This is a genomic window from Pedobacter gandavensis (assembly GCF_014172405.1).
GTDB classification, from domain to species: Bacteria; Bacteroidota; Bacteroidia; order Sphingobacteriales; family Sphingobacteriaceae; genus Pedobacter; species Pedobacter gandavensis.
In genome coordinates, this window is record NZ_WNXC01000003.1 from 74274 (window position 1) to 94829 (window position 20556).

General features: G+C 40.7%; 16 protein-coding genes. 8 read left to right on the forward strand and 8 right to left on the reverse strand.

The genetic code is table 11. The features are described 5' to 3' along the window. Positions 1–20 precede the first annotated feature (20 nt). The 3 genes from GM920_RS10500 to GM920_RS10510 all read right to left on the reverse strand — a co-directional run bounded on the left by GM920_RS10500 (position 21) and on the right by GM920_RS10510 (position 5487). Positions 21–3533 carry a SusC/RagA family TonB-linked outer membrane protein gene (locus GM920_RS10500; protein ID WP_202986088.1) on the reverse strand — a complete coding sequence of 1171 codons (3513 nt, stop codon included), beginning with the start codon at positions 3531–3533 and terminating at the stop codon, positions 21–23. A gap of 104 nt (positions 3534–3637) precedes the next feature. After that, positions 3638–4825, reverse strand: a complete 1188-nt coding sequence (locus tag GM920_RS10505; RefSeq protein WP_182956783.1) for a FecR family protein — start codon at positions 4823–4825, stop codon at positions 3638–3640. A gap of 95 nt (positions 4826–4920) precedes the next feature. Then, the gene (locus tag GM920_RS10510; RefSeq protein ID WP_182956785.1) at positions 4921–5487 is read right to left on the reverse strand and encodes an RNA polymerase sigma-70 factor; all 567 of its coding nucleotides are present in this window, start codon (positions 5485–5487) and stop codon (positions 4921–4923) included. Between the two features lie 148 nt (positions 5488–5635). Between GM920_RS10510 and GM920_RS10515 the strand changes: the two genes are divergently transcribed. Both GM920_RS10515 and GM920_RS10520 read left to right on the forward strand, forming a co-directional pair. After that, positions 5636–6283, forward strand: a complete 648-nt coding sequence (locus GM920_RS10515) for a hypothetical protein (RefSeq protein ID WP_182956788.1) — start codon at positions 5636–5638, stop codon at positions 6281–6283. A gap of 127 nt (positions 6284–6410) precedes the next feature. Continuing rightward, positions 6411–7067 carry a hypothetical protein gene (locus GM920_RS10520; protein WP_182956791.1) on the forward strand — a complete coding sequence of 219 codons (657 nt, stop codon included), beginning with the start codon at positions 6411–6413 and terminating at the stop codon, positions 7065–7067. Positions 7068–7126: 59 nt separating this feature from the next. Here the strand turns inward: GM920_RS10520 and GM920_RS10525 are convergent, their stop codons facing one another. Both GM920_RS10525 and GM920_RS10530 read right to left on the reverse strand, forming a co-directional pair. Next, the gene (locus GM920_RS10525) at positions 7127–8440 is read right to left on the reverse strand and encodes a gluconate:H+ symporter (RefSeq protein WP_182956794.1); all 1314 of its coding nucleotides are present in this window, start codon (positions 8438–8440) and stop codon (positions 7127–7129) included. Positions 8441–8452: 12 nt separating this feature from the next. Continuing rightward, entirely contained in the window at positions 8453–10816 is a 2364-nt protein-coding gene (locus GM920_RS10530; protein ID WP_182956797.1) for a glycoside hydrolase family 20 protein, read from the reverse strand. A 163-nt stretch (positions 10817–10979) separates the two neighbouring features. Here GM920_RS10530 and GM920_RS10535 point away from each other — a divergent pair, with 163 nt between their 5' ends. Together GM920_RS10535 and GM920_RS10540 are read left to right on the forward strand one after the other, a co-directional pair. Continuing rightward, positions 10980–13577, forward strand: a complete 2598-nt coding sequence (locus GM920_RS10535; RefSeq protein ID WP_182956800.1) for a family 20 glycosylhydrolase — start codon at positions 10980–10982, stop codon at positions 13575–13577. A gap of 59 nt (positions 13578–13636) precedes the next feature. Then, complete coding sequence (locus tag GM920_RS10540) at positions 13637–14413, forward strand: DeoR/GlpR family DNA-binding transcription regulator (RefSeq protein WP_182956802.1); 777 nt, start codon at positions 13637–13639, stop codon at positions 14411–14413. 2 nt (positions 14414–14415) lie between these two features. On the opposite strand, the gene GM920_RS10545 is transcribed toward GM920_RS10540, so the two are convergent. Both GM920_RS10545 and GM920_RS10550 read right to left on the reverse strand, forming a co-directional pair. Further along, positions 14416–15528, reverse strand: coding sequence for a D-TA family PLP-dependent enzyme (locus GM920_RS10545; RefSeq protein ID WP_182956804.1), 1113 nt, complete (start codon positions 15526–15528; stop codon positions 14416–14418). A 175-nt stretch (positions 15529–15703) separates the two neighbouring features. Next, positions 15704–16525 (reverse strand): universal stress protein, encoded by an 822-nt coding sequence (locus tag GM920_RS10550; RefSeq protein ID WP_182956807.1) that lies wholly within the window; start codon positions 16523–16525, stop codon positions 15704–15706. 173 nt (positions 16526–16698) lie between these two features. Here GM920_RS10550 and GM920_RS10555 point away from each other — a divergent pair, with 173 nt between their 5' ends. From GM920_RS10555 to GM920_RS10570, 4 genes are all read left to right on the forward strand, one after another. Next, positions 16699–17388 carry an HAD family hydrolase gene (locus GM920_RS10555; protein WP_182956810.1) on the forward strand — a complete coding sequence of 230 codons (690 nt, stop codon included), beginning with the start codon at positions 16699–16701 and terminating at the stop codon, positions 17386–17388. Between the two features lie 26 nt (positions 17389–17414). After that, complete coding sequence (locus GM920_RS10560) at positions 17415–18041, forward strand: chloramphenicol acetyltransferase (RefSeq protein WP_182956813.1); 627 nt, start codon at positions 17415–17417, stop codon at positions 18039–18041. Positions 18042–18046: 5 nt separating this feature from the next. Continuing rightward, positions 18047–18616 carry a Crp/Fnr family transcriptional regulator gene (locus GM920_RS10565; RefSeq protein WP_182956815.1) on the forward strand — a complete coding sequence of 190 codons (570 nt, stop codon included), beginning with the start codon at positions 18047–18049 and terminating at the stop codon, positions 18614–18616. Between the two features lie 69 nt (positions 18617–18685). Then, the gene (locus GM920_RS10570; protein WP_182956819.1) at positions 18686–19603 is read left to right on the forward strand and encodes a DMT family transporter; all 918 of its coding nucleotides are present in this window, start codon (positions 18686–18688) and stop codon (positions 19601–19603) included. Between the two features lie 16 nt (positions 19604–19619). Here GM920_RS10570 and GM920_RS10575 read toward each other — a convergent pair whose 3' ends face one another. Then, entirely contained in the window at positions 19620–20384 is a 765-nt protein-coding gene (locus tag GM920_RS10575) for a DUF1269 domain-containing protein (protein ID WP_182956822.1), read from the reverse strand. Positions 20385–20556: the final 172 nt, after the last annotated feature.

The window sequence follows — 20556 nt, forward strand, 5'->3', positions numbered from 1 at the left end:
TGTTCCTGATCAAGATTCCATTAAAAAGTAACTTTAACGCCTGCGCTGATTACCCTTGCCTGAGGATAATATTGTGCACTGGAATTGGTAGATTCCGGATCCCAGATTCCAATTTTATCTAAAGTTGCCAGGTTCAATCCGCTGAGGTAGAATCTGAATGCGGTTAACCCTAGTTTTTTACTCACATGATCAGACAAAGAGTAGCCCAGCTCTACGTTTTTCAAGCGCACATAATTGTTGCTACGAATCCAATAAGTATTGTTGGAAGCATTGTTTGCATCGGTATAATAGGTCTTGCCACGGTCAGATAAACGCGGGTTTTCCGAACTTGGATTGTCGATTGTCCAGCGGTTTTTATAAGACCATTCGAGGAAGTTCCCGATTTCACCAGACTCTGTTAAGCCCACAATCTGCACACCACCAGTAGCGCCTTGTATCAACACAGAAAGGTCGAAATTTTTATATTGAAGATTTAAATTGACACCACCCGTAAAGGTTGGCGTATTGGTTTGATCCAACCTGACCTTATCGTCTGCATTGATTAACCCGTCACCATTGATGTCTATAAACTTCATATCACCAGGTAATAACGTAGGTGTGATGGCGCTATAGTTGATACGATTGGCATCAATTTCTGCCTGATCTCTAAATACACCAGCAAATTTATAGGCCAATTCTGTTCCTGTTGGACGTCCGGTAGAACGTTGCCATGCCGGAGCCCCCGGAGTCTCATCCCAGTACACGATTTTATTTTTCGCATAACCTCCGTTTACACTCACTCCATATCCCAATTCCCCGATCTGGTCGTTATAGCTCAACTTAAATTCAAAACCTCTGTTGTCTACTTTTCCCAGGTTTACTGGTGGTAATTTTTCAAGAATTCCCGAACTTTCCGGAACGGACTTGTCTTTCCTGATTAGAATATTGGTTCTTTTATTGTAGAAATAATCAAATTCTAGGGACAATCTATTGTTTAAAAAGGAAGCATCTAAACCTACATTCAGGTTGTTTGCTACTTCCCAGGTAAAGTTAGGGTTGGGCACACTTGCTTCATAAAGCGTTTGGGTCTGTTTATCATTGATCACATAATTAGAAAAGCCCATTGTACTCAAGTACTGGTATTCGGCTAATGCTGAGCCAAAATAAGCCTCTGCTCCCATTTGCCCCCATGAACCTCTAAGCTTTAAGTTATTCACAAAGCTTACATTTTCTTTGAAGAATGCCTCTTCAGACATACGCCAGCCTACAGATACGCCTGGGAAGAATCCAAAACGTTTGTTTGGTGGGAAGATGTAAGAACCATCCACTCTCCAGAGAAATTCCGCAAGATATTTTTCCTTGTAATTATAGCCTACACGTCCGAAATAACTTAAACGTGCTCTTTTGAAGAGATTATTTGGTGCATCTGTTGGATTCCCAACGGTTTGCTCCTGATCACCACCAGCTAAAAGTTCTTCTAGAGCCGTTGAGATAAAATACCTTCTAGAAGCATTAAAACCATCATTATTAACCCTTTCACTAGTCACACCCGCCATCAAACCTAAACTATGGTCACCAAACTTCTTATCATAATTCAACATAGATGTTAAGTTAATGGCCAATTGTCCGCCTGCAGTTTCTGATAAGCTTGGATCTAAACGTTCAGAACTTACCGTCCCCACCAGCACTGGTGTTACCCCATCAGCTTCGAAGGACCGCTTATCCCATGAATAAAGTGTCCATGGCGTCTGCCATCTTTTTGCACGACCGGAAAATTTATCAATGGATGCCATTCCCGTAAATTTTAAGCCTTCCACGCCCGGGATTTTGATTTCCACCTTACCATTCGTTTGAAAATAATCTCTGGTGTCTTTTAAATATCCGGTTTGATCTGTTGTGGTCACAATTGGATTATAACCAAACTCAATTGCTGGGCCTGGTAGCCCATTTGGCCAAACCTCCATTTGTGTAGGTTTTCCACGCATGATCATCCTAAAGATATCACCTGCACCTACGGTAGGGAAATTTCTCAATTCCTCTCTCGCGGTAATCCCCAATGAGGTGGTGATGTACTTATTCAGGTTGGCTTCGAGGTTTATCCTCATATCGTATTGTTTATAGCCGGTAGCAGATTTTTTATAATAACCATCCTGATCCAGATAGCCCATAGAAACCAGGTACCTGATATTTTCTGCCCCTCCGGTCAGTTGCACATTGTGTCTTTGCTGAGGCGACCATTTTTTTAGCGTGGTCCCAAACCAATCTGTATTTGGATAGCGTAAAGGATCAGATCCATCACGAAAAGCCTGCATTTCTGCCGGGAGATAAGCCGCGTTAATGGTGGTACTGTTATCTGTTCTATTGTAGACACCATTGTTTTTCAGGGCTTGCCAAGCAGCATTCCACTGGTTCACCGGTAAATCAGAACCAAAAATCTTCAGTTCATTTAAAATCTCGGCATATTGAACTGAGTTAGACATTTTTGGTGTCCGTGTTGGTTGTTGCAGACCATAAGAGTAATCGTACGAGAATTGTGGCTTACCGGTTTTACCTTGTTTCGTGGTGACTAAAATCACCCCATTTGCTGCTCTGGAACCATAAATCGCGGCAGAAGCATCTTTCAAAACAGAGACACTTTCAATGTCGTTAGGATTTAAACGTTCTAAACCACCTGTTCTGTTAGGCACCCCATCAATTACAATTAATGCATCGTTATTCCCTAAGGAATTGACTCCGCGAATTCGGATGGCAGAACCATCATATCCCGGTTCCCCGCTAGATTGAACCGCAGTTACCCCCGGCATACGTCCTGCTAAGGAATTAGAAAGATTTGCTGTAGGCGATTTTGCCAGTTCAGAACCTTTCACAGAGGCAATCGCACCAGATACAACCGCTTTCTTTTGCGTACCGTAACCTACCACTACCACTTCAGAAAGGTCTTCTGCTTTTTCAGACATGGTCACATTGATCACTGGCCGGTTATTTACAGAAATTTCCTGGGTGACATATCCCATATAACTGAAAACAAGCGTACCATTGTCTGGAACCTTAATGCTATATTTTCCATTAGCATCCGTGGTGGCACCAACGGAACCGTCTTTGAGCTTAATACTCACTCCTGGAACACCACCTCCTTTTGCATCGGAAACAGTTCCCTTAACAATAATTTCCGCCATTTCCGAATGCTGTGAACGGATCACTACCAATTGATTTTCCAGCGTTTGAAATTTCAATCCTGTTCCCTCCAAAAAGATTTTCAGGGCATCCGTCACGAGGATATCATTTTGAACCACGGTAATGCTTTTATTAAAAGGAAGGTCGGCTTCACTGTATAACAGTCTGAAATTCCCTTTCTTTTGGAGGATGCTCAGGGCATCCTTTAATTTCACTTTTTTCAGGTCCAGGTCAACCTTACTATATTGTGAATAAGTAGACGCCGAAACTTGCAAACACAAGACGAACGACAAAACAAAGCTCCAGTTTAACATCAATAGAATTTTTTTTCGGGAAAATCCGGCACATAGAACTTTATTGCACAGTTCTTTTTTTTTCATAGATTTGTCAATTTCAAAGTTAAAAATCTGATAATGGTAGTTTTAACTACCGCTTGAAGGTTGGGAAAGGGGGAAAATGTTGGCGCATTTACTCCCTTTTTTTGTTAGTAAATAATTACGTCATCTGCTTTTTGTTTAAAGTGAAATGGTTTGATTAATTGCATGGCCGTTAAAGCCTCTTTAATATTTTCATTTTTCAGCACTCCGGTAAAACGATATCCTTTAGGAATGGTTGAACCGAGTTCAATATGTACATTAAACCAGCGCTCTAACCTTGGTTTTAAGTCTTCCAGCGATTCATTCTGAAACACCAACATATTGTCTTTCCAGGAGGTTTCTTCTATATATTCGGAGCCCGCAATGCGTACAGGAATGATTTGCTCAACGACTAGAGCATTTGGAACATCTTCTTTCTGGCTTCCCTTTTTGTGGAGGTCAATTTTCTTTTGCGTGCTGGTCACAAATTTTTCTGAAGGTTTCAGGATGATTTTTTGTGCTGGTTGATTATTCATAGACAATTCTATGGAACCTCTCAACAAGGTGGCCTCTGTTCCCTGCTCTTTAGCATAAGCTTTCACATTGAATGCCGTTCCTAGTACTTTTACTGACAACTGCGCTGTGCGCACTATAAAAGGCCTGTTTTGGCGGTGTGATACATCGAAAAATGCCTCACCAATCAGATAAACTACTCTTTTTTCCTCTTCATCCAGATGGGTATCATAAGAAAGACTACTTTCTGCATTTAACCACACCAAGGTACCATCAGGCAGTAAGATTTTCTTACGCATCCCCTTTCCACTGAAAACCTGTGTATCAAATTCCTTAGGATTGTTCTTAAGGTAAAAAAAAGAAGCCATGGCAATGATGAAAATTCCGCAGGCCACACCAAGAAGACGATATTGATTTTTAATCCAGGAACCGAGGTTCACACTTTTTGATAGAGAAACTTCTGAAGTTACCGGTTCTGGAGTTATTGGGCTTTCTGGCGTGATTGGACTTTCCACAGCAGCTGGCTTTGTATCCTTTATTACTGCAGCAAATGGGCGCTCCTGATCCTTAAATCCAAGCTCTTCACTGAATTTCAGTCGATGTGCCTGATAAAAAACAGCTAGTTCTCCCTCATCCATACCGACTTTATCCTCGCCCTGCCCCCATATTTCAGAGACAATTTCATCAAAATACATTGCATCGGGAAAGGAATTCATGAGTGCTTTTAACTCTTCCAATTCACGCGGCGTAGCCTCATTGGCCTGTTTACGGGCCAACAGTTCCATGATTCTGTTATTATCCATAAGGATGGTTCGTTCTGAAGTTTATATTGGTTGTAGGTATAGGACAATATTTTTCAGAAAACTCCCTAGTCGATTTTAAAAAAAATGAAAATAAATTATAGCAGATGCGTTTCCATCTGTAGAACTACCGCTAATTTCTTTAACGCGGTTACCAAATGGGCATCAACAGTTTTCACGGAAATATTCAAGAGGGTAGCCGTTTCTTTATAACTAAGGCCATCTTCTTTGATCAACTTAAACACCATTTTACACTTATCAGGCAACGATTGCGTAGCCTGTTCCAGTCTTTTCTTTAGCTCTCCGTTGATCAGCAGCTGCTCTGGATTTAAGGAATCTAACGCCACCTCTATCTCGATGTCATCAATAGAAATCAATTCATGTCTGGAATGCTTATTTAATACGTTTAACGAGAGATTTCTTGCAATCACCAAGGCATAAACCTTCACATTCTCCAGCTCTGGCAAATTTTTTCTGTTTTTCCAAAGGGTAATCATTACGTCACTAGCTACTTCTTCCGACAATTCCTTAGATTTCAACAAACAATAGCTGAAACGGTATAAAACAGGAAATAAGGATTTGAAAAATTGCTTGTATGCGCTTTCGCTATCATACAACGCAATGTGACTAATCAGGTTATTTAAGTCGGATGAATGTTTGGACATTGTGGTTCGGTTTGATTAATTCAAATGTAACAATTTAACGATACCATCCAAATATTTCTATCTTTACAAGAAATAGAACTTTCTGAGTTTAAAACTGTTACTAGTGGTAATCTATAGTGTTATTTGTACATTAACAAGGAAATAATAAATGTATAAACAAGCCATTTTATTCTATAAAACAAGCTGGCCAGGATTGATATTAACGCTCATTTTCTGTTTTTGCTTATTTTTCGGCTTCTTTAAAGCCGCCAATCCACATCTTTTTTTTGAAAAAGAAATGGGAACAATTGATACTGCAAAAATTGGGATGGGCTATTACCAAAATACCCATACCATTGCTTTAAAGCTTCGTGAAAAGGAAATGTTCCTCCAGCAAGATTATCCAATTTGGTGGTATGCCCCACATCCGACTGCGCATGACTTAAAATCGGGAACCAACCTAACTGTTTACACGAAAAAGGGATCGGATCGGTTTTATGGGATAAGTAGCGATGAAAAGAATATTCAGCCGGCTTGGTTTGATATTTTGACCCAGTATTTCAACTCCAGGCTCACGCTATTCCTCATGATCGGATGCCTGATTCTGATTGCAGTATATCACTATCAAGAACTGATTAAAAACACATACCTCTGGTTTCCGTTTGCGCTCGGAGTTTTGGTACTCATGATTTTCTGGGGCTACCTGAATCTGATCATTTTCTTAATCGTCGCCACCATTGTTTTAAAGTACATTCTTAAAAAAAGAAAAGACAATATGGCCAGTATTACGGATCCGATTGGGAGCAGTACAGCCTAGGCCATTTAATAAAACCTGGCAAAAAAATACCTAAAAACTGCAGGACAACTTATTGATTTGGAAGTATTTTGCAATTAATGTAATTTTGTATACTGCAAAGGGGGAAATAAAAACAAGCAATACTTACATGAGGACGAGGAAAGAGAAAATGTCTGTATTTATACAGGTGATGTATGGTACTGTAATCGCCTTAAGCTTTTTTCGACTGGCATTAGCAATCCCCAGCGATTTAAGATTGGTCAACTCCTATACGGAGCTGGTAAACTTTCTGGGCAGCCCTTCTTTTTTTAAGGTATTATTTTTATTCTTGACTTTATTACTACTCTTACAGGAATGGGTCATGCAGGAGCAGATAAAACAAGCTAAAACTCAAAGTCCATGGCTATATCTTCCTCAACTTTTGGCCTTATTTTGTCTTTCACAATTGTTCGTTGCCCTGGAAACCTTAAACCTAAAGTACTGGTATGCCGCTGCAATGGGCTATACACTCAGTAATGTTGCCTTCTTTTATTGGAGTAACCGGGAGAAAAACCGCGCCATCAATGCAGTTCACTATGTCAGATATCTGCTACAAATCTTCCTGCTGGAAATATTTTTCTTTATCATCCCTAATGATTTCATCTGGAAGTTTTACCTGATTGCTGTTTTACTCTGCGCTTATCTGCTGCTATTTTTCTCCTGGCTCAGCAAAGTCCTTATTTTGTATTTCCAATTACAGGAAATCCCAGTAAAACAAGCTCCTGAAAATTATCCGGTTTTAGACCATCCGGATCACATCAGTTAAAAGAAAAAGCACAATCCAATATCTCATGGCTTATAAACAGCTTTGATTAAATCAGCAGGCTAAATAATCCGGTTTAAAATCAACACCCCTAATAATCCAATTACCGCCACCAGTGTTTCCATAATTGACCAGGACCTTACCGTATCTTTAATACTCAGATTAAAGTACTCTTTAAACATCCAGAATCCTGGATCATTCACATGAGAGAACATCAGACTTCCTGCGCCAATAGAAAGTACCATGAGCTCTGGATTTACATTAGAATTAATCATTAGCGGAGCAATAATCCCCGCTGCCGTTAACCCAGCAACAGTCGCAGAGCCCAGGCAAACGCGAATAACCGCCGCAATCAGCCAGCCCAAAAATAAAGGTTCAATAGACCATCCAGCCAATACATTCCCAATTTCTACACTCACACCACTATCCGAAAGGATCTGTTTCAAAGCACCTGACCCTGCTATAATCAGTAAAATCATCGCAATATCCTTAACTGCCTCGGCATAAATCGCCATCACCTGTTTCATCCTTTTACCCATATTAATTCCCAAAGTAAAGGTGGTTAAACAGAGTGTCAGTAACATCACAATAGAGGGTTCTGCTAGAAAGCCTGCAAAGCTCGTGAGGGCAGGATTATCTTTAAATATTAAAACGCCGACCGTCGTAATGGCCATAACAATGACCGGTAATAAAGCGGAAATAAAACTGTTCCAGCCACCAGGAAGCTCCTCTTCTGGCAAATCCTCCGATTGAAACGTTTTTAAAGGGATAGCGACGATATCTTTTAATGTCCTCGCATACAATGGACCGGCGATTACAATGGCAGGAATGGCCAATAAAATACCATAAAGCATAGTCATCCCCATATTCGCATGAAACTGAAGCACCAATGCTGCAGGAGAGGGGTGTGGTGGTAAGAATCCATGAGTTACCGACAAAGCAGCCAACATAGGTAGCCCCAGGTAAACGGCAGGAAGTTTATACTTGTAAACCACCGAAAATATCAAGGGAACCATCAGTACAAAACCTACATTATAAAACAAGGGAATCCCGATAATGAAACCTGTCACCATCAATCCCCATTGGATATATTTACGGCCAAATATTTTCATCATGACCGAGGCTATTTTTTGTGCAGCTCCACTTGCAGCAACTAATTTACCCAGCATTGCACCAAACACAATGACCATCACCAAAGATCCGAGTATATCTCCTACCCCTTTTTGCAAAGATTTAGTGATCCCTGACAAGGGAATACCTAATAGCAAACCAGCAAGGATTGACACCAACAGAAAAGCAATGAAAGCGTTCACTTTACCCCAGGTGGTCAGCAAAACAAGCAACAGGATACAGCCTACAACAATAAATAAGGTCATGAATTAAGGATTTTAATTGATTATAATTTCATCTGCCATCAGCCAGGCCTTTTCTCCTTCTCCGTATGCTCCTTTCGGAATGATTCCAATATTTTCGCCAACGACTCTCACATATCTTAGCTGTTGCGTTGGAAATTGGGCGTTTACTTTATTGATCCCATTAATATCGAAATTTTCTTGAGTATATATTTCTTTAAAATTCTTCCCATCTAATGACCCCATAAAACGAAGACGCTTTGGTGCCCACATCCGCTGCCAATGATAATTGAGCAAATTGACACCAATAGCAGAAACAGGTGTTGCCTTTCCTAAATCCACTACCGCATCAAGGTCCTTTCCACTAAAACCCAACCATTGACTGTCATTAAAGCGATGATGCCCTTCCAGCCCGTTTAAGAGTAGCTTGGCTGGGAAATTGTATTTACCATTTCCTGGATTTGCGAGGGTAATTTTCTTTTGTAATCCAAGATGATGCTGGAAGTGCTGGTTAAACACCCGACCTGTAGCTCTATTTCCAACAAACAGCTGCGCATTCAGTTCCATAGATCGATCTAAGGGAATCGGTTGCTGATAAACTTTACTTTTAACTATGGGGATACTGCTATCAGTGGTATACCTGATCAGGGCATTAGGTAAAGTAGTTTTTAGAATCACCGTTATCGTGCTTTCGTTTTCATTCTTCCAATCCGCAGTCAACTCCTCAAAATAAGGGTAATAATTAACATTTCTCCTCCTGAGCAACGCTTCCTGATCGCGTAACTTTTGTAAAAACCAAGGATAATTTTTCCTTCCGCTTTGCGACCAGCCGATTTCTGACACCGCCAATGCACGCGGAAAAACCATGTACTCTAAGTGTTTTTCATCACTCATATATTCGGTCCAAACGCCGGCCTGAATTCCTTTAATAAAACCTGCTTCTTTCGCACTGAGCGCATCGGGTACAGGTTCATAGGCATATACCTTTGATAGCGGCGTGTAATTGCCGGCAGCCACAGGTTCATCTTTATTTAAACTCTGGTAATAATCAAGGTAAAGCAGGTTTTCTGGAGTCATGATCACATCATAACCGGCTTTTGCCGCAGTGATACCGCTTTGCTCCCCCCTCCAATTCATAATGGTTGTATTTTTAGAGATCCCACCTTCCAACACTTCATCCCAACCAATGGCTTTTTTATTTTTACCAGCGAGGTAACGTTCTATGCGATTCATAAAATACCCCTGAAGTTCATGCTCATCTTTAAGACCTTCAGTTTTAATGCGCTCCTGACACTTCGGGCAATGTTTCCATTTTAACTTCGGGCATTCATCGCCACCAATGTGGATATAAGCATAAGGAAACAGACTGATCACCTCATCCAGTACATCCTCCATAAATTGATAAACCTGTTCGTTACCGGCACAAAAAACATCATCAAATACGCCCCAAAACTGAGCGGTCTGATAAGGTCCACCGGTACATCCCAATTCTGGATACGCTGTCAAAGCGGCAAGCGCATGCCCGGGCATTTCAATCTCCGGCAATACATTTACATATTTAGAACGCGCATAAGCTACCACTTCTTTAATCTGGTCCTGCGTGTAATATCCGCCGTATTTTTTTCCATCAAAAGTATGAGGTGTTTCTTTTTTATGACCGATAATTGTTCCTGATCGCCATGCAGCTACTGATTGCAGCTTAGGATATTTCTTTATTTCCATACGCCAGCCCTGATCTTCTGTCAAGTGCCAGTGAAAAACATTGAATTTATAAAGAGAGAGAAGGTCAATGAATTTTTTCAGGAAATCGACAGTATATAGATGTCTACCCACATCCAGATGCATTCCCCTATAATTAAAACGGGGATAGTCTTTGATTTCGCCTTGCGGAATAGCTAAAATATTTTTTTTCGAAAGATGAAACAGCTGGATCAGTGACTGTATGCCATAAAACACGCCTGAAGGATCATGACCAATGATAGAAATTTTATCTTTTTCAATCAAAAGCTGGTAACCACTGGGCATTTTAACATTCAGCGAATCTATGGACAACACCAATTGTTGAGGATCATGCTGTTCCTTTCCTGGCACTTTAACTGCTGCTAATGATTTTTCAGGTTGCAGACTTAAAGGGAGCAGATAACCGGTATAAGAGCGGATGGCCTCATTAATTAATGCGGCATTGGCCGCCAAGGATTCGCTGTAATAGATCACTGTTTTGGGCTGGATTTCCATTTTTTGTCCAGTACTTTTAGCATAAACCGGTTCAGGAATTACCTTAAATAAGGAATCCTGGGCATATACAGCCCTGCCTGAAAAAAATAAGCCCAGCACCAGCACCAGCTTCAAGCGAAACTTTAAATAATGACCCGGGGTATTTCTATTAAATCCTAAAATCATACCTAATATTTGGTTTGCATATTTTTTGCAACAAAACACGCGTTTCAAACATAAGAATTAAATATTTAAGATTCTGCTCATCAATTAATTTATTCACAAGAACTTGTACTGTTTGCAGATTGAAGATGTAAATCATATATTAGACCAATTAATAGGTATAAAAATGAGACGATTACTGTTACAATTGCCCCTACTTTTATGGGCATTAATGACTAACGCCCAAGTCAAAAATGACGTCGTAAATGCAAAAAACATTGCAATTAATTGGCAGATAATAGAAAATAGCTATGCTGGTACAGGCCAGTTCCTATCGGTGTTAAACCTTCAAAACAACGGCCCGATTCCTTTAGGAAACAACAATTGGAAACTGTATTTCAATTTTGCCAGAAAGGTAATTGCGAAAACAGTAAGCGGGGAAGTCAACATTGTACATGTGAATGGTGATTTATATTATATCCGCCCAACTGAAAAATTCAGTCCCGTTAGCAATGGAGCTTCCGTGAATATTGAATTTGCTTCTGGTGATTGGGCAGTAAATTACACAGATGCTCCTGAAGGTTTTTACCTCATCTACGACAATAATCCTCAAAAACCGATTCCTATAACTAACGTAAAGGCCATTCCTTCTACCAGTCCAGCGCAATTTGCCAGAAATAAACAGGACCGTGTTCCTGCAATTACTCCACAGCTCATTTATGAGGAGAATAAAAATATCGTGAACCTCCCGGAAAAGGAACTTCCAAAAGTCTTTCCTACACCGGTTACCTATAAGGAAAAACCAGGTACATTTAACCTTGACCTTGGGATAAACATATCAGCAGACCCCTTATTTATAGCGGAGCGCAAATTGTTAAAGGAAAAACTAGGCCTATTATTGATTCCGAAGAAAGCGGTTACTTCCGGAAAATCTATGGTGTTAAAGCTAGATAAGTCCTTAGGAAAAGAAGCTTATGTGATCAAAATCAATCCGAATAGCCTGATCATAGCCGCTGCAGACCCTACCGGTATCTTCTATGGCATACAATCCTTATTTAGCATTTTCCCTCCACAAAAAAGAGGCGCCAAAGTGGCGAGCATCAATATTCAAAATGCATTGATTGAGGACAGCCCACGTTTCCCATTCAGAGGATTGATGATTGATGTAGCCAGAAACTTCCAGACTAAGGAGGAGATAATCAAAGTGCTGGACTTAATGGGCATGTATAAATTGAATGTTTTACACTTTCATTTGATAGATGATGAGGGCTGGAGACTCGAAATTAAGGGGCTACCTGAGCTTACTGAACTGGGTTCAAAAAGAGGACATCCGCTAGACAGCAATGCCCAGCACTTGATTCCATCATTTGGTTCAGGCCCATTTGTAGATAATCCTCATGGTACAGGGCATTACAGTACTGCGGATTTCATCGAGATTTTAAAACATGCCAATTCACGACACATCCGGGTGATCCCCGAAATTGAAGCACCTGGCCATGCCAGGGCTGCCATTCGTTCCATGGAAGCGCGCTACCATAGACTAATGAAAGCTGGCGAACCAAAAGCAGCCACTGAATACCTTTTACAAGACCTGAATGATCGCTCCACTTACCGTTCTGTACAAAACTGGAATGATAATGTGATTGATCCGGCACTTCCTTCTGCCTATCATTTTATGGAAAAAGTAAGTGATGAAATCATTGCCATGTATAAGGCCGCTAATGCGCCTTTACAGACCATACATTTTGGTGGTGATGAAGTCCCTGATGGTGCATGGGAAGGCTCTCCATCTAGCTTGGCTTTCGTCAAAACTCATCCTGAATTAAAAGATGTAAATGGATTATGGGTCTATTTCTACAACAAATTATACGAGATGTTAAAACAGCGGAATTTGTATTTATCCGGTTGGGAAGAAGTAGGAATGCAGCCCGTGCTGACTGATGGCAAGAAGTCTTATGTCATCAATCCTGGACTTGCCGATAAAAATATCCACCTCAATGTATGGAACAATATCATCGGATGGGGTGCGGAAGACCTTGCTTATCGCCTGGCCAATGTTGGTTATAAGGTGATTCTGGGTGGTGTAAGTAATTTCTATTTTGACATGGCCTACCAAAAGTCTTTCGATGAACCTGGTTATTACTGGGGAGAATATGCTGACATCGATAAAGCTTTCAACTTTATTCCATTTAATTCCTTTCTGAATTCCAATAAAGACAAATTCGGCAACACCTTAAAAGAAGGATTTTACGACGCTAAGGAACGCTTAACTGCAAAAGGGAAAGCGAATATCGTTGGCCTACAAGGGTTATTATGGAGTGAGACGATTAAAGGACCTAAAAGTCTGGAGTATATGATTATGCCTAAGCTGTTGGGACTGGCAGAAAGAGCCTGGGCTGCAGACCCTATTTGGGCAAATGAGCCTGACTCCAACAAAAGAAAACAGCTCTACAACCGCGCATGGTCAGAATTTGTCAATGTTGTAGGTAAGAAAGAACTGCCAAGAATTGACGCGGCATTTGAAACGTTGAATTATAGGCTCCCTCCTGCTGGTGCTGTGGTTAAAAACGGCATGTTACACCTGAACATACAATTTCCAGGGCTAACAGTTCGATACACCACCGATCAAACTGAACCTACAAAAGACAGTCCGATTTACACGAAGCCTATACCAATAAAAGGAACCGTTAGGTTCCGTACGTTTGATAGCAAAGGGAGAGCTGGAAAAACCAGCGTTATCCACCCTGAGGAGAACTGGAAAGCGAACCCAAATCAGTTGCCATAAGCACAAAATTGTTTATTTTTTTATAATTAAGACGTATTATTGTAATTATAACAGCAGTAATGACTACCGACCAGCAACCCGCTCCACTAACAAAAGCTCAGCGCAAGCAGCTCATTGTTAAAGAAATCAACATCCATACCCGCGCTACATTTGAACATTTGGCAGTGATCATCAATGTCTCTGAAGATACCATTAGAAGGGACATTAATGAGCTGGAAAAAGAAAATTTAGTGATTAGGGTAAAAGGTGGCGCGATGGCCAGTGCTTATCACCATACTTCAGATCAAAAGGCATATTCACAAGATGATAAAATCACGATCGCACAGAAGCTGTTGCCATTGCTAAAAAAAGATATGCTACTACTTCTTGGTGGTGGTACTACGATCAGAGAATTCATTAAGCTGATTCCAGGAAACCTTAGAATTACAATATTAACTGCCAGTGTTTTATCTGCCGTGGAATTATTAGATAAACCTAATATCAGAACAATTATGCTTGGTGGACAAATTTCCACGTATAGCCAGATGTGCTTTAGCGGGGATGTATTCAATCAGCTTTCGCACCTTAAAACTGATCTTTGCATCCTGGGTACTAATGCACTGGATATCGAAGGTGGGTTTTCGGACTCAGACTGGGATACGGTACAGGTAAAAAAAGCCATGTTAGCTTCTTCTGATAAGGTGGCAATTGTATCCATCTCAGAGAAACTAAATTCTACCATGAAAATCAAAATTGCCAACTTATCAGAAGTGGATTATATTGTAACGGAGCTTCCATCTGATGCTCCGTTATTGGATCCTTATAAAAGATCTAATCCCAACCTAACTTTTCTTTAGGTTTAAATGGAGATCTTTTTATCCCTGGCTTTAATTCTCCAGCTTTTCTCAATCCGATGATCATTAACCACCTGCGCTTCTTCATACAATGCGCAGGAAGGACATACATGGTAAGGGAGGCCGTAAATCCGGTCACCCACCTTATATTTTCTTGGCCCAATATGTTTCAAAGTCAAGTGTTCTTCAGAATGTCCAATAGGCGTTAAGTCTTCATTCCAGAGAAAAGCCACACGCTTCTCGATTGGATTCTCTGAAGAAACCGATTTATAGCCAAGATCTACACACAGAAGGCCTGGAGCAGGCAGAGAGATTACGCTGCATACCAATACCGCAGCAGGTTTAAAACTCAATTCCGGCAATAACCTGGTATAATTTTCATCCCAAAATACAAAGGTTCCCGGACTACACTCCAGTCTTTCTATTCCGGAATAATAGGAAAATGTATTGGAGCCACCCGCGACAATCTTTAGCTCAGTGCAACCTCTTTTAAGCAGTTCATCTGCATCGGCAAGCACTTTATCCATTGCTGGTTTCGCACGTGCTGCACGAACAGCCGGATCAGGATCATGGATATGGCCATCATAAATATGTAAGCCCATAAATTTCAATCCGCTGAGCTCCTTTAAAGCCATTACAAATTCAACCACATTTTCCGCTATAGGAAGACCTGTCCTATTCATTCCTGTATTGAGATCCAGGTATACCTCTACTTCTTTTCCCTCCGCCTTTGCGATCGCTGCAATTTCAGTTGCAGTTCCCAAATTATCTACCAGACAGGAGAACCTACAATTAGGGAAGGTGGAGATTAGCGCCATCATTCTATTAATCTTAAACCCAACCGGTTGGTAAGCGATCATCACATCAGTCATGCCATTTAATGCTGCCAATTCTGCTTCTGCTATGGTGGCACACTTAATTTTATGTATGCCATAACTCGAGAAAATCTCGAGTACCTCCCCCATTTTATGGGTCTTAATGTGTGGTCTGAACCTGGATACATCCCCCGAAAGCAATGTAATTGCCAATTCAATATTCTGTTTGATGCGGTCCTCATATACCACAAATAAGGGGGTATCATATTGATCCAAATTAGAGATCTCCTGCCAATTTTCCATATTCCGGTTGTTATATTTTTTATCTGTTTGATTGTAGTGGAAATTCCACCTTATATAAACATTTCTATTTACAGCACGAACACTTTGTTTCTTGAGTACTAATTTAACTTAAACAAATTCAAAAAAGCCAAGTTTACAGCTATTTTCTAAATTTCATCCAGAGGCCAAAGCTTATTTAAAGCGGAATAGAGAACAACGGAATTTCGAGTCCGGAGGCCATGACTCTGGTTTTACTACGATGCACCAAAGATGCCCAAAAACCATACTTGTTAGGGATCATAATCAGCAGGTCAGCATCGAATGCTTTAATTTCTTTTGCAATCTCCTTAATTACCGCATTAGACTTTACATTTTTATAGTAATAACTTACTCCCGCCAGGCCATTTCCAATTGCATCCTTTTCAGACAATCCCCGTTCCCCTGATTGCAATTCATCGATTGCATTGTTCACATGAAAAACTTCTACTTCTGCATCGAGGCTAATGGCCAATTCTTTAATCCGTTTCAAAATTTGCACTGGTACTCCGCGAAGCACATCACAGGCAAACAGAATCTTCTTCAATCCCTCAAATTTGGCGCCAATAGGAACTGCAATCACCGGAAATTTCAATTGCTTAATTGCAGCCGTGGTTGTGTTCCCAATCAGATCTTGTTCCAGTGTTTTAGCACCCATTCCAAGAATAAGCAGGTCAGCCTCATGCTTTTTAAGGACATCACTCAATTCATCTCCTACAAAAGAAAAACGGGTTTCAAATCCCACCTCTATTCCGTAAGTTTTGGCGATATCTAGCGCGCGTTCCTGCAAACGATTATTATTGTCATCAATTAATTTCTGGACACTTGAAGCGGGTAAAATGGTATTCGAAGCATGGTGAGGAAGGGCATAAGAATTGAATAAAATCAGTCTAGCCTTACTATGTTTTGCAGCAGCGGCAGCATAAGCTACGGCATTCTCTGCGACATCGGAAAAATCTGTTGCGACAATGATTGTAATCATAAGATATAATTAAATAGGTTACCCGTAAATTAACCAATAGTTTCTTTGATCGCCACACGAACTCCTGCTTAGAAAGTAATTTGACATTAAACAAACGCTAAACTTAATTCAGCATGACAAACTTGATGTATTAGGCAAAAAACCGATATTTGACCCTGTTTTAAATCAGTATTATGAAAAATATAGCAGTAATTGCTTTCGATGCAGATGACACCCTTTGGGTAAATGAGCCGTACTTTTTAGAAGCAGAACAAAAGTTCTGCGCTTTATTGGAAGATTACCTCCCCCACCATAGTGTTTCACAAGAGCTGTTTAAAACTGAAATGCAAAACCTGTCTTTATATGGTTATGGTGTAAAAAGCTTTATGCTTTGCATGATTGAAACCGTACTCCGCGTAACGAACAATACTGCAAATCCTGAAATTCTACATAAAACCATTCAATACGGCCAGGAATTACTCAACAAACCCATCGAATTATTAGATGAAGTACAAGCGGTATTGGAAGCTTTAAAAGGAAAATACCGACTGGTGGTGGCCACTAAAGGCGATCTTTTAGACCAGGAACGGAAACTGGAAAAATCCGGTCTGGCCACTTACTTTCATCACATTGAGATTATGAGTGATAAAAAAGAAAAAGACTATCTGAAGCTCCTCAAACATTTAGATTGTAAGCCTGAAAACTTCCTGATGCTGGGAAATTCTTTAAAATCAGATGTGATGCCTGTACTTGAAATTGGCGGTCATGCCGTGCACATTCCTTACCATACCACCTGGGCACATGAGCAGATCGACCACACATTGGAGCATGAAAACTTCCACCAAATAAAATCACTGTCTGAAATTTTACCACAACTACTTTAAGCATCAACATTTTATTATTGAGCCCAATGACACAAATTTTAGACTTAAATACCTGGTCAAGAAAAGACCATTTTCATTTCTTCAGCCAATTTGAAGAACCATTTTTTGGCGTAACCATCCATATAGATTGTACAATTGCCTATGCCAGTGCCAAAGCAAAAGGCATTTCCTTTTTTCTTCATTACCTGCATAAATCACTACAGGCGGCAAATGACATCCCTTCTTTCCGTTATCGGATTGTGGAAGATCAGGTCTGGATATTTGATCAGGTGAATGCTTCACCAACCATCGACAGACCAGATGGTTCTTTCGGCTTCTCTTTTATGGATTACCATGAGGATTTTTCTGAGTTCAAAATTATCGCTGAAAAGGAAATGGAAACGGTTAGAAAAGGAACATCGCTTTTCCCTGCTAGTTCTGGAGATTGTGTGATTCACTATTCAGCACTCCCATGGATTGATTTCACTTCCATGTCCCATGCCAGAAGCTTTACTTTTGCAGATAGTAATCCAAAAATCTCCTTTGGTAAAATGACGGAATCCGAAGGAAAAAGAACAATGCCCGTATCTATACATGTGCACCATGCTTTAATGGATGGTTATCATGTTGGCCAGTTTATTGAGCGTTTTCAGGAACTGCTAAACGAGGCTTAAATCCAATGGAAGAATTCTGGAAATACATCAACAGCTATGCGATAATTTCTACAGCCGCACAAGAGGCCTGGCAGGAATTACTGACGGAGCAAAAGCTGGCCAAACAGGCGTATTTTCTAAGGGAAGGCAGTACCCCTAAACGGGTGGCTTTTGTAAAAAAAGGACTGCTTTCCTATTTCTATACCGATAAAGATGGCGCTACCGTCATCAAAAAATTCTTCCCGGAACAAACGCTGGTGGCTTCAACCAGTGCCATGCTTTTACAGCAAGCCAGTCAGTTCACGATCCAGGCATTGGAACCTACAGAAATCATCAGCTATCCGTTTGAAGGCTTTCGCCTGCTGACCCAACAGTTCCCGGACATCTCCAGGTTTTACATTCGTTATCTGGAACAACATTGGGTGATTGAAAAGGAAATTGGAGAAATTAGTCTGAAGTATGAAACTGCCGGACAACGATACCTGGATTTCAAACACAAGCAACCGCAATTACTACAGCGTTTAAAGCTACATCATGTGGCTTCCTATCTTGGGATTACCCCAACACAGCTCAGCAGAATCCGGGCAGAATTGTAAAAGCCTCAACCTATGTAAACACTTCCTTGTTAAAAAAGAGCTTTCTTTGCAGCAGTATTAAAGAATCTGATGAAAAACAACTTAATAAAAGGAAGTATTTTTGTGGGGCTGGGCTCAGCTAGTTATGGGATGTTAGCTACATTCGTTAAAATGGCCTATAAGGAAGGTTATACCACGGCGGAAGTCACCTTGTCACAATTTACCATTGGTGTCATCGGTTTATTAATGATCAGTATGTTCAGTAATAGACAAACCGCAGCATCGAGGACTGAAGCCGCAGCAGGAATCAAACAGCCCTCCAATTGGAAAAGCCTGTTGAAACTGATGGTTGCCGGAACAGCAATGGGTCTAACCAGTACTTTCTATTATTTATCAGTTCAATATATCCCCGTAAGCGTGGGAATTGTATTGTTGATGCAAACGGTATGGATGGGCGTAATTTTAGAGATGATCCTTCATAAAAGGCGACCTGGAAACCGGAAAATCATTTCGGTGCTGATCATCATCGCCGGGACTATATTGGCTACCAACCTCTTAAAATCTTCGGTCAGCTTAGACTGGCGTGGCCTGGGTTGGGGAATGCTAGCCGCCTTATCTTACACCATCACCGTGTATGCCTCTAATGGGATAGCCCTTCATTTGCCGGTTGTCAGGAGAAGTCTGTATTTGGTATTGGGAGGATTGATCATCATTATGCTCATTTTTCATGCTTCCTTGAACACGAACTTTTCTTATGATATCTTTTGGCGATGGGGGATCCTGCTCTCTCTTTTTGGAACCATTCTTCCTCCATTACTTTTTACCATGGGGATGCCACTTACCGGGGTCGGGTTAGGTACCATTATTGCAGCGGTTGAAATACCGGTCTCCGTGCTCATGGCACATTTTCTACTCAAAGAACCGGTCAATGTGCTACAATGGACAGGAATTGTTATGATCTTATCCGCAGTAGTACTCATGAATATAGAAAAACCAAAGCGGGCTTAAGGCCCGCTTTAAACAATTATTTATCCTTTTTTAACTCGTCAAGACGCGTTTTCTGCTTCTTAATTCTATTTTCCAATCGTGCTTGCTTCTCGGCATCTTCTACTTGCTGTTCAGCAGGAGATTGGCTGATCCATTCTTCGTATTGTTTTTCCTGATGTGCATGATGGGTTTTTAACTTATCTTCCAATGCGGCACGCTTGGCTTTCAAATTTGCCAGGGTATTTTCCCAATCGGCTTTTTCCGATTCCCCTACTTCTTTCAGTTTAGCTTCAGCAACCTCAATATCAGATTGAAGTTTATCTAGTTCTGTTTTTGCTGGGACAAAAACTTTCTCATCCAAATTAAAGCGTTTCAGTTCCACACTCAATGGACCAAGTAAAGCATCAACAGGTGTTTCCCAGCTCTCCCAAACATGAGCAATCAAAACAGACTTACCATCAGGAATATTCGTAGAAATCTGATCCAGGTAATCTGAAACCCCTTCTGCTTTCAAGGTTTCCCCTGCAGAACCTGCAATTATTCCACCAGCCAGGCCAACGATAAATCCAAGTGGACCCGCCAACAGGCCAATTAACCCACCAATTACGCCACCTGTCAGTGCCCCGTTCCCTGCCGACTCATTTTTTGCCGAACGGATATTTACCTTTCCATCTTCATCACGTGTTAATATATAGGTTTCACCAACTGAAATATCGTGTGTCAGGTTAAGCTCCTGCAACGCTTTTAAACCTTTAAATGCCTCTACTTCTGTATTGAATAAGGCTTGAATCATTTTTTCCATGGAAATGTATTTTGTTCTTAATTACGTGATATAACTACAAATCAGCAGATATTTTGTTTTGATGCGGCTGCAAGTTCAGGTTTAAGCTAAAATATTTTCCACACGTTTATTCATTCCGGTTTGACAAGAAAAAAACACCTCCTGAAAAGTCCATAAAATAAAACCCAGGAGA

Excerpts from the sequence above, each read along its gene's own strand:
- GM920_RS10500 (WP_202986088.1), bottom strand. The coding sequence starts at position 3,533 with ATGAAAAAAAAAGAACTGTGCAATAAAGTTCTATGTGCCGGATTTTCC.
- GM920_RS10505 (WP_182956783.1), bottom strand. The coding sequence starts at position 4,825 with ATGGATAATAACAGAATCATGGAACTGTTGGCCCGTAAACAGGCCAAT.
- GM920_RS10510 (WP_182956785.1), bottom strand. The coding sequence starts at position 5,487 with ATGTCCAAACATTCATCCGACTTAAATAACCTGATTAGTCACATTGCG.
- GM920_RS10515 (WP_182956788.1), top strand. The coding sequence starts at position 5,636 with ATGTATAAACAAGCCATTTTATTCTATAAAACAAGCTGGCCAGGATTG.
- GM920_RS10520 (WP_182956791.1), top strand. The coding sequence starts at position 6,411 with ATGAGGACGAGGAAAGAGAAAATGTCTGTATTTATACAGGTGATGTAT.
- GM920_RS10525 (WP_182956794.1), bottom strand. The coding sequence starts at position 8,440 with ATGACCTTATTTATTGTTGTAGGCTGTATCCTGTTGCTTGTTTTGCTG.
- GM920_RS10530 (WP_182956797.1), bottom strand. The coding sequence starts at position 10,816 with ATGATTTTAGGATTTAATAGAAATACCCCGGGTCATTATTTAAAGTTT.
- GM920_RS10535 (WP_182956800.1), top strand. The coding sequence starts at position 10,980 with ATGAGACGATTACTGTTACAATTGCCCCTACTTTTATGGGCATTAATG.
- GM920_RS10540 (WP_182956802.1), top strand. The coding sequence starts at position 13,637 with ATGACTACCGACCAGCAACCCGCTCCACTAACAAAAGCTCAGCGCAAG.
- GM920_RS10545 (WP_182956804.1), bottom strand. The coding sequence starts at position 15,528 with ATGGAAAATTGGCAGGAGATCTCTAATTTGGATCAATATGATACCCCC.
- GM920_RS10550 (WP_182956807.1), bottom strand. The coding sequence starts at position 16,525 with ATGATTACAATCATTGTCGCAACAGATTTTTCCGATGTCGCAGAGAAT.
- GM920_RS10555 (WP_182956810.1), top strand. The coding sequence starts at position 16,699 with ATGAAAAATATAGCAGTAATTGCTTTCGATGCAGATGACACCCTTTGG.
- GM920_RS10560 (WP_182956813.1), top strand. The coding sequence starts at position 17,415 with ATGACACAAATTTTAGACTTAAATACCTGGTCAAGAAAAGACCATTTT.
- GM920_RS10565 (WP_182956815.1), top strand. The coding sequence starts at position 18,047 with ATGGAAGAATTCTGGAAATACATCAACAGCTATGCGATAATTTCTACA.
- GM920_RS10570 (WP_182956819.1), top strand. The coding sequence starts at position 18,686 with ATGAAAAACAACTTAATAAAAGGAAGTATTTTTGTGGGGCTGGGCTCA.
- GM920_RS10575 (WP_182956822.1), bottom strand. The coding sequence starts at position 20,384 with ATGGAAAAAATGATTCAAGCCTTATTCAATACAGAAGTAGAGGCATTT.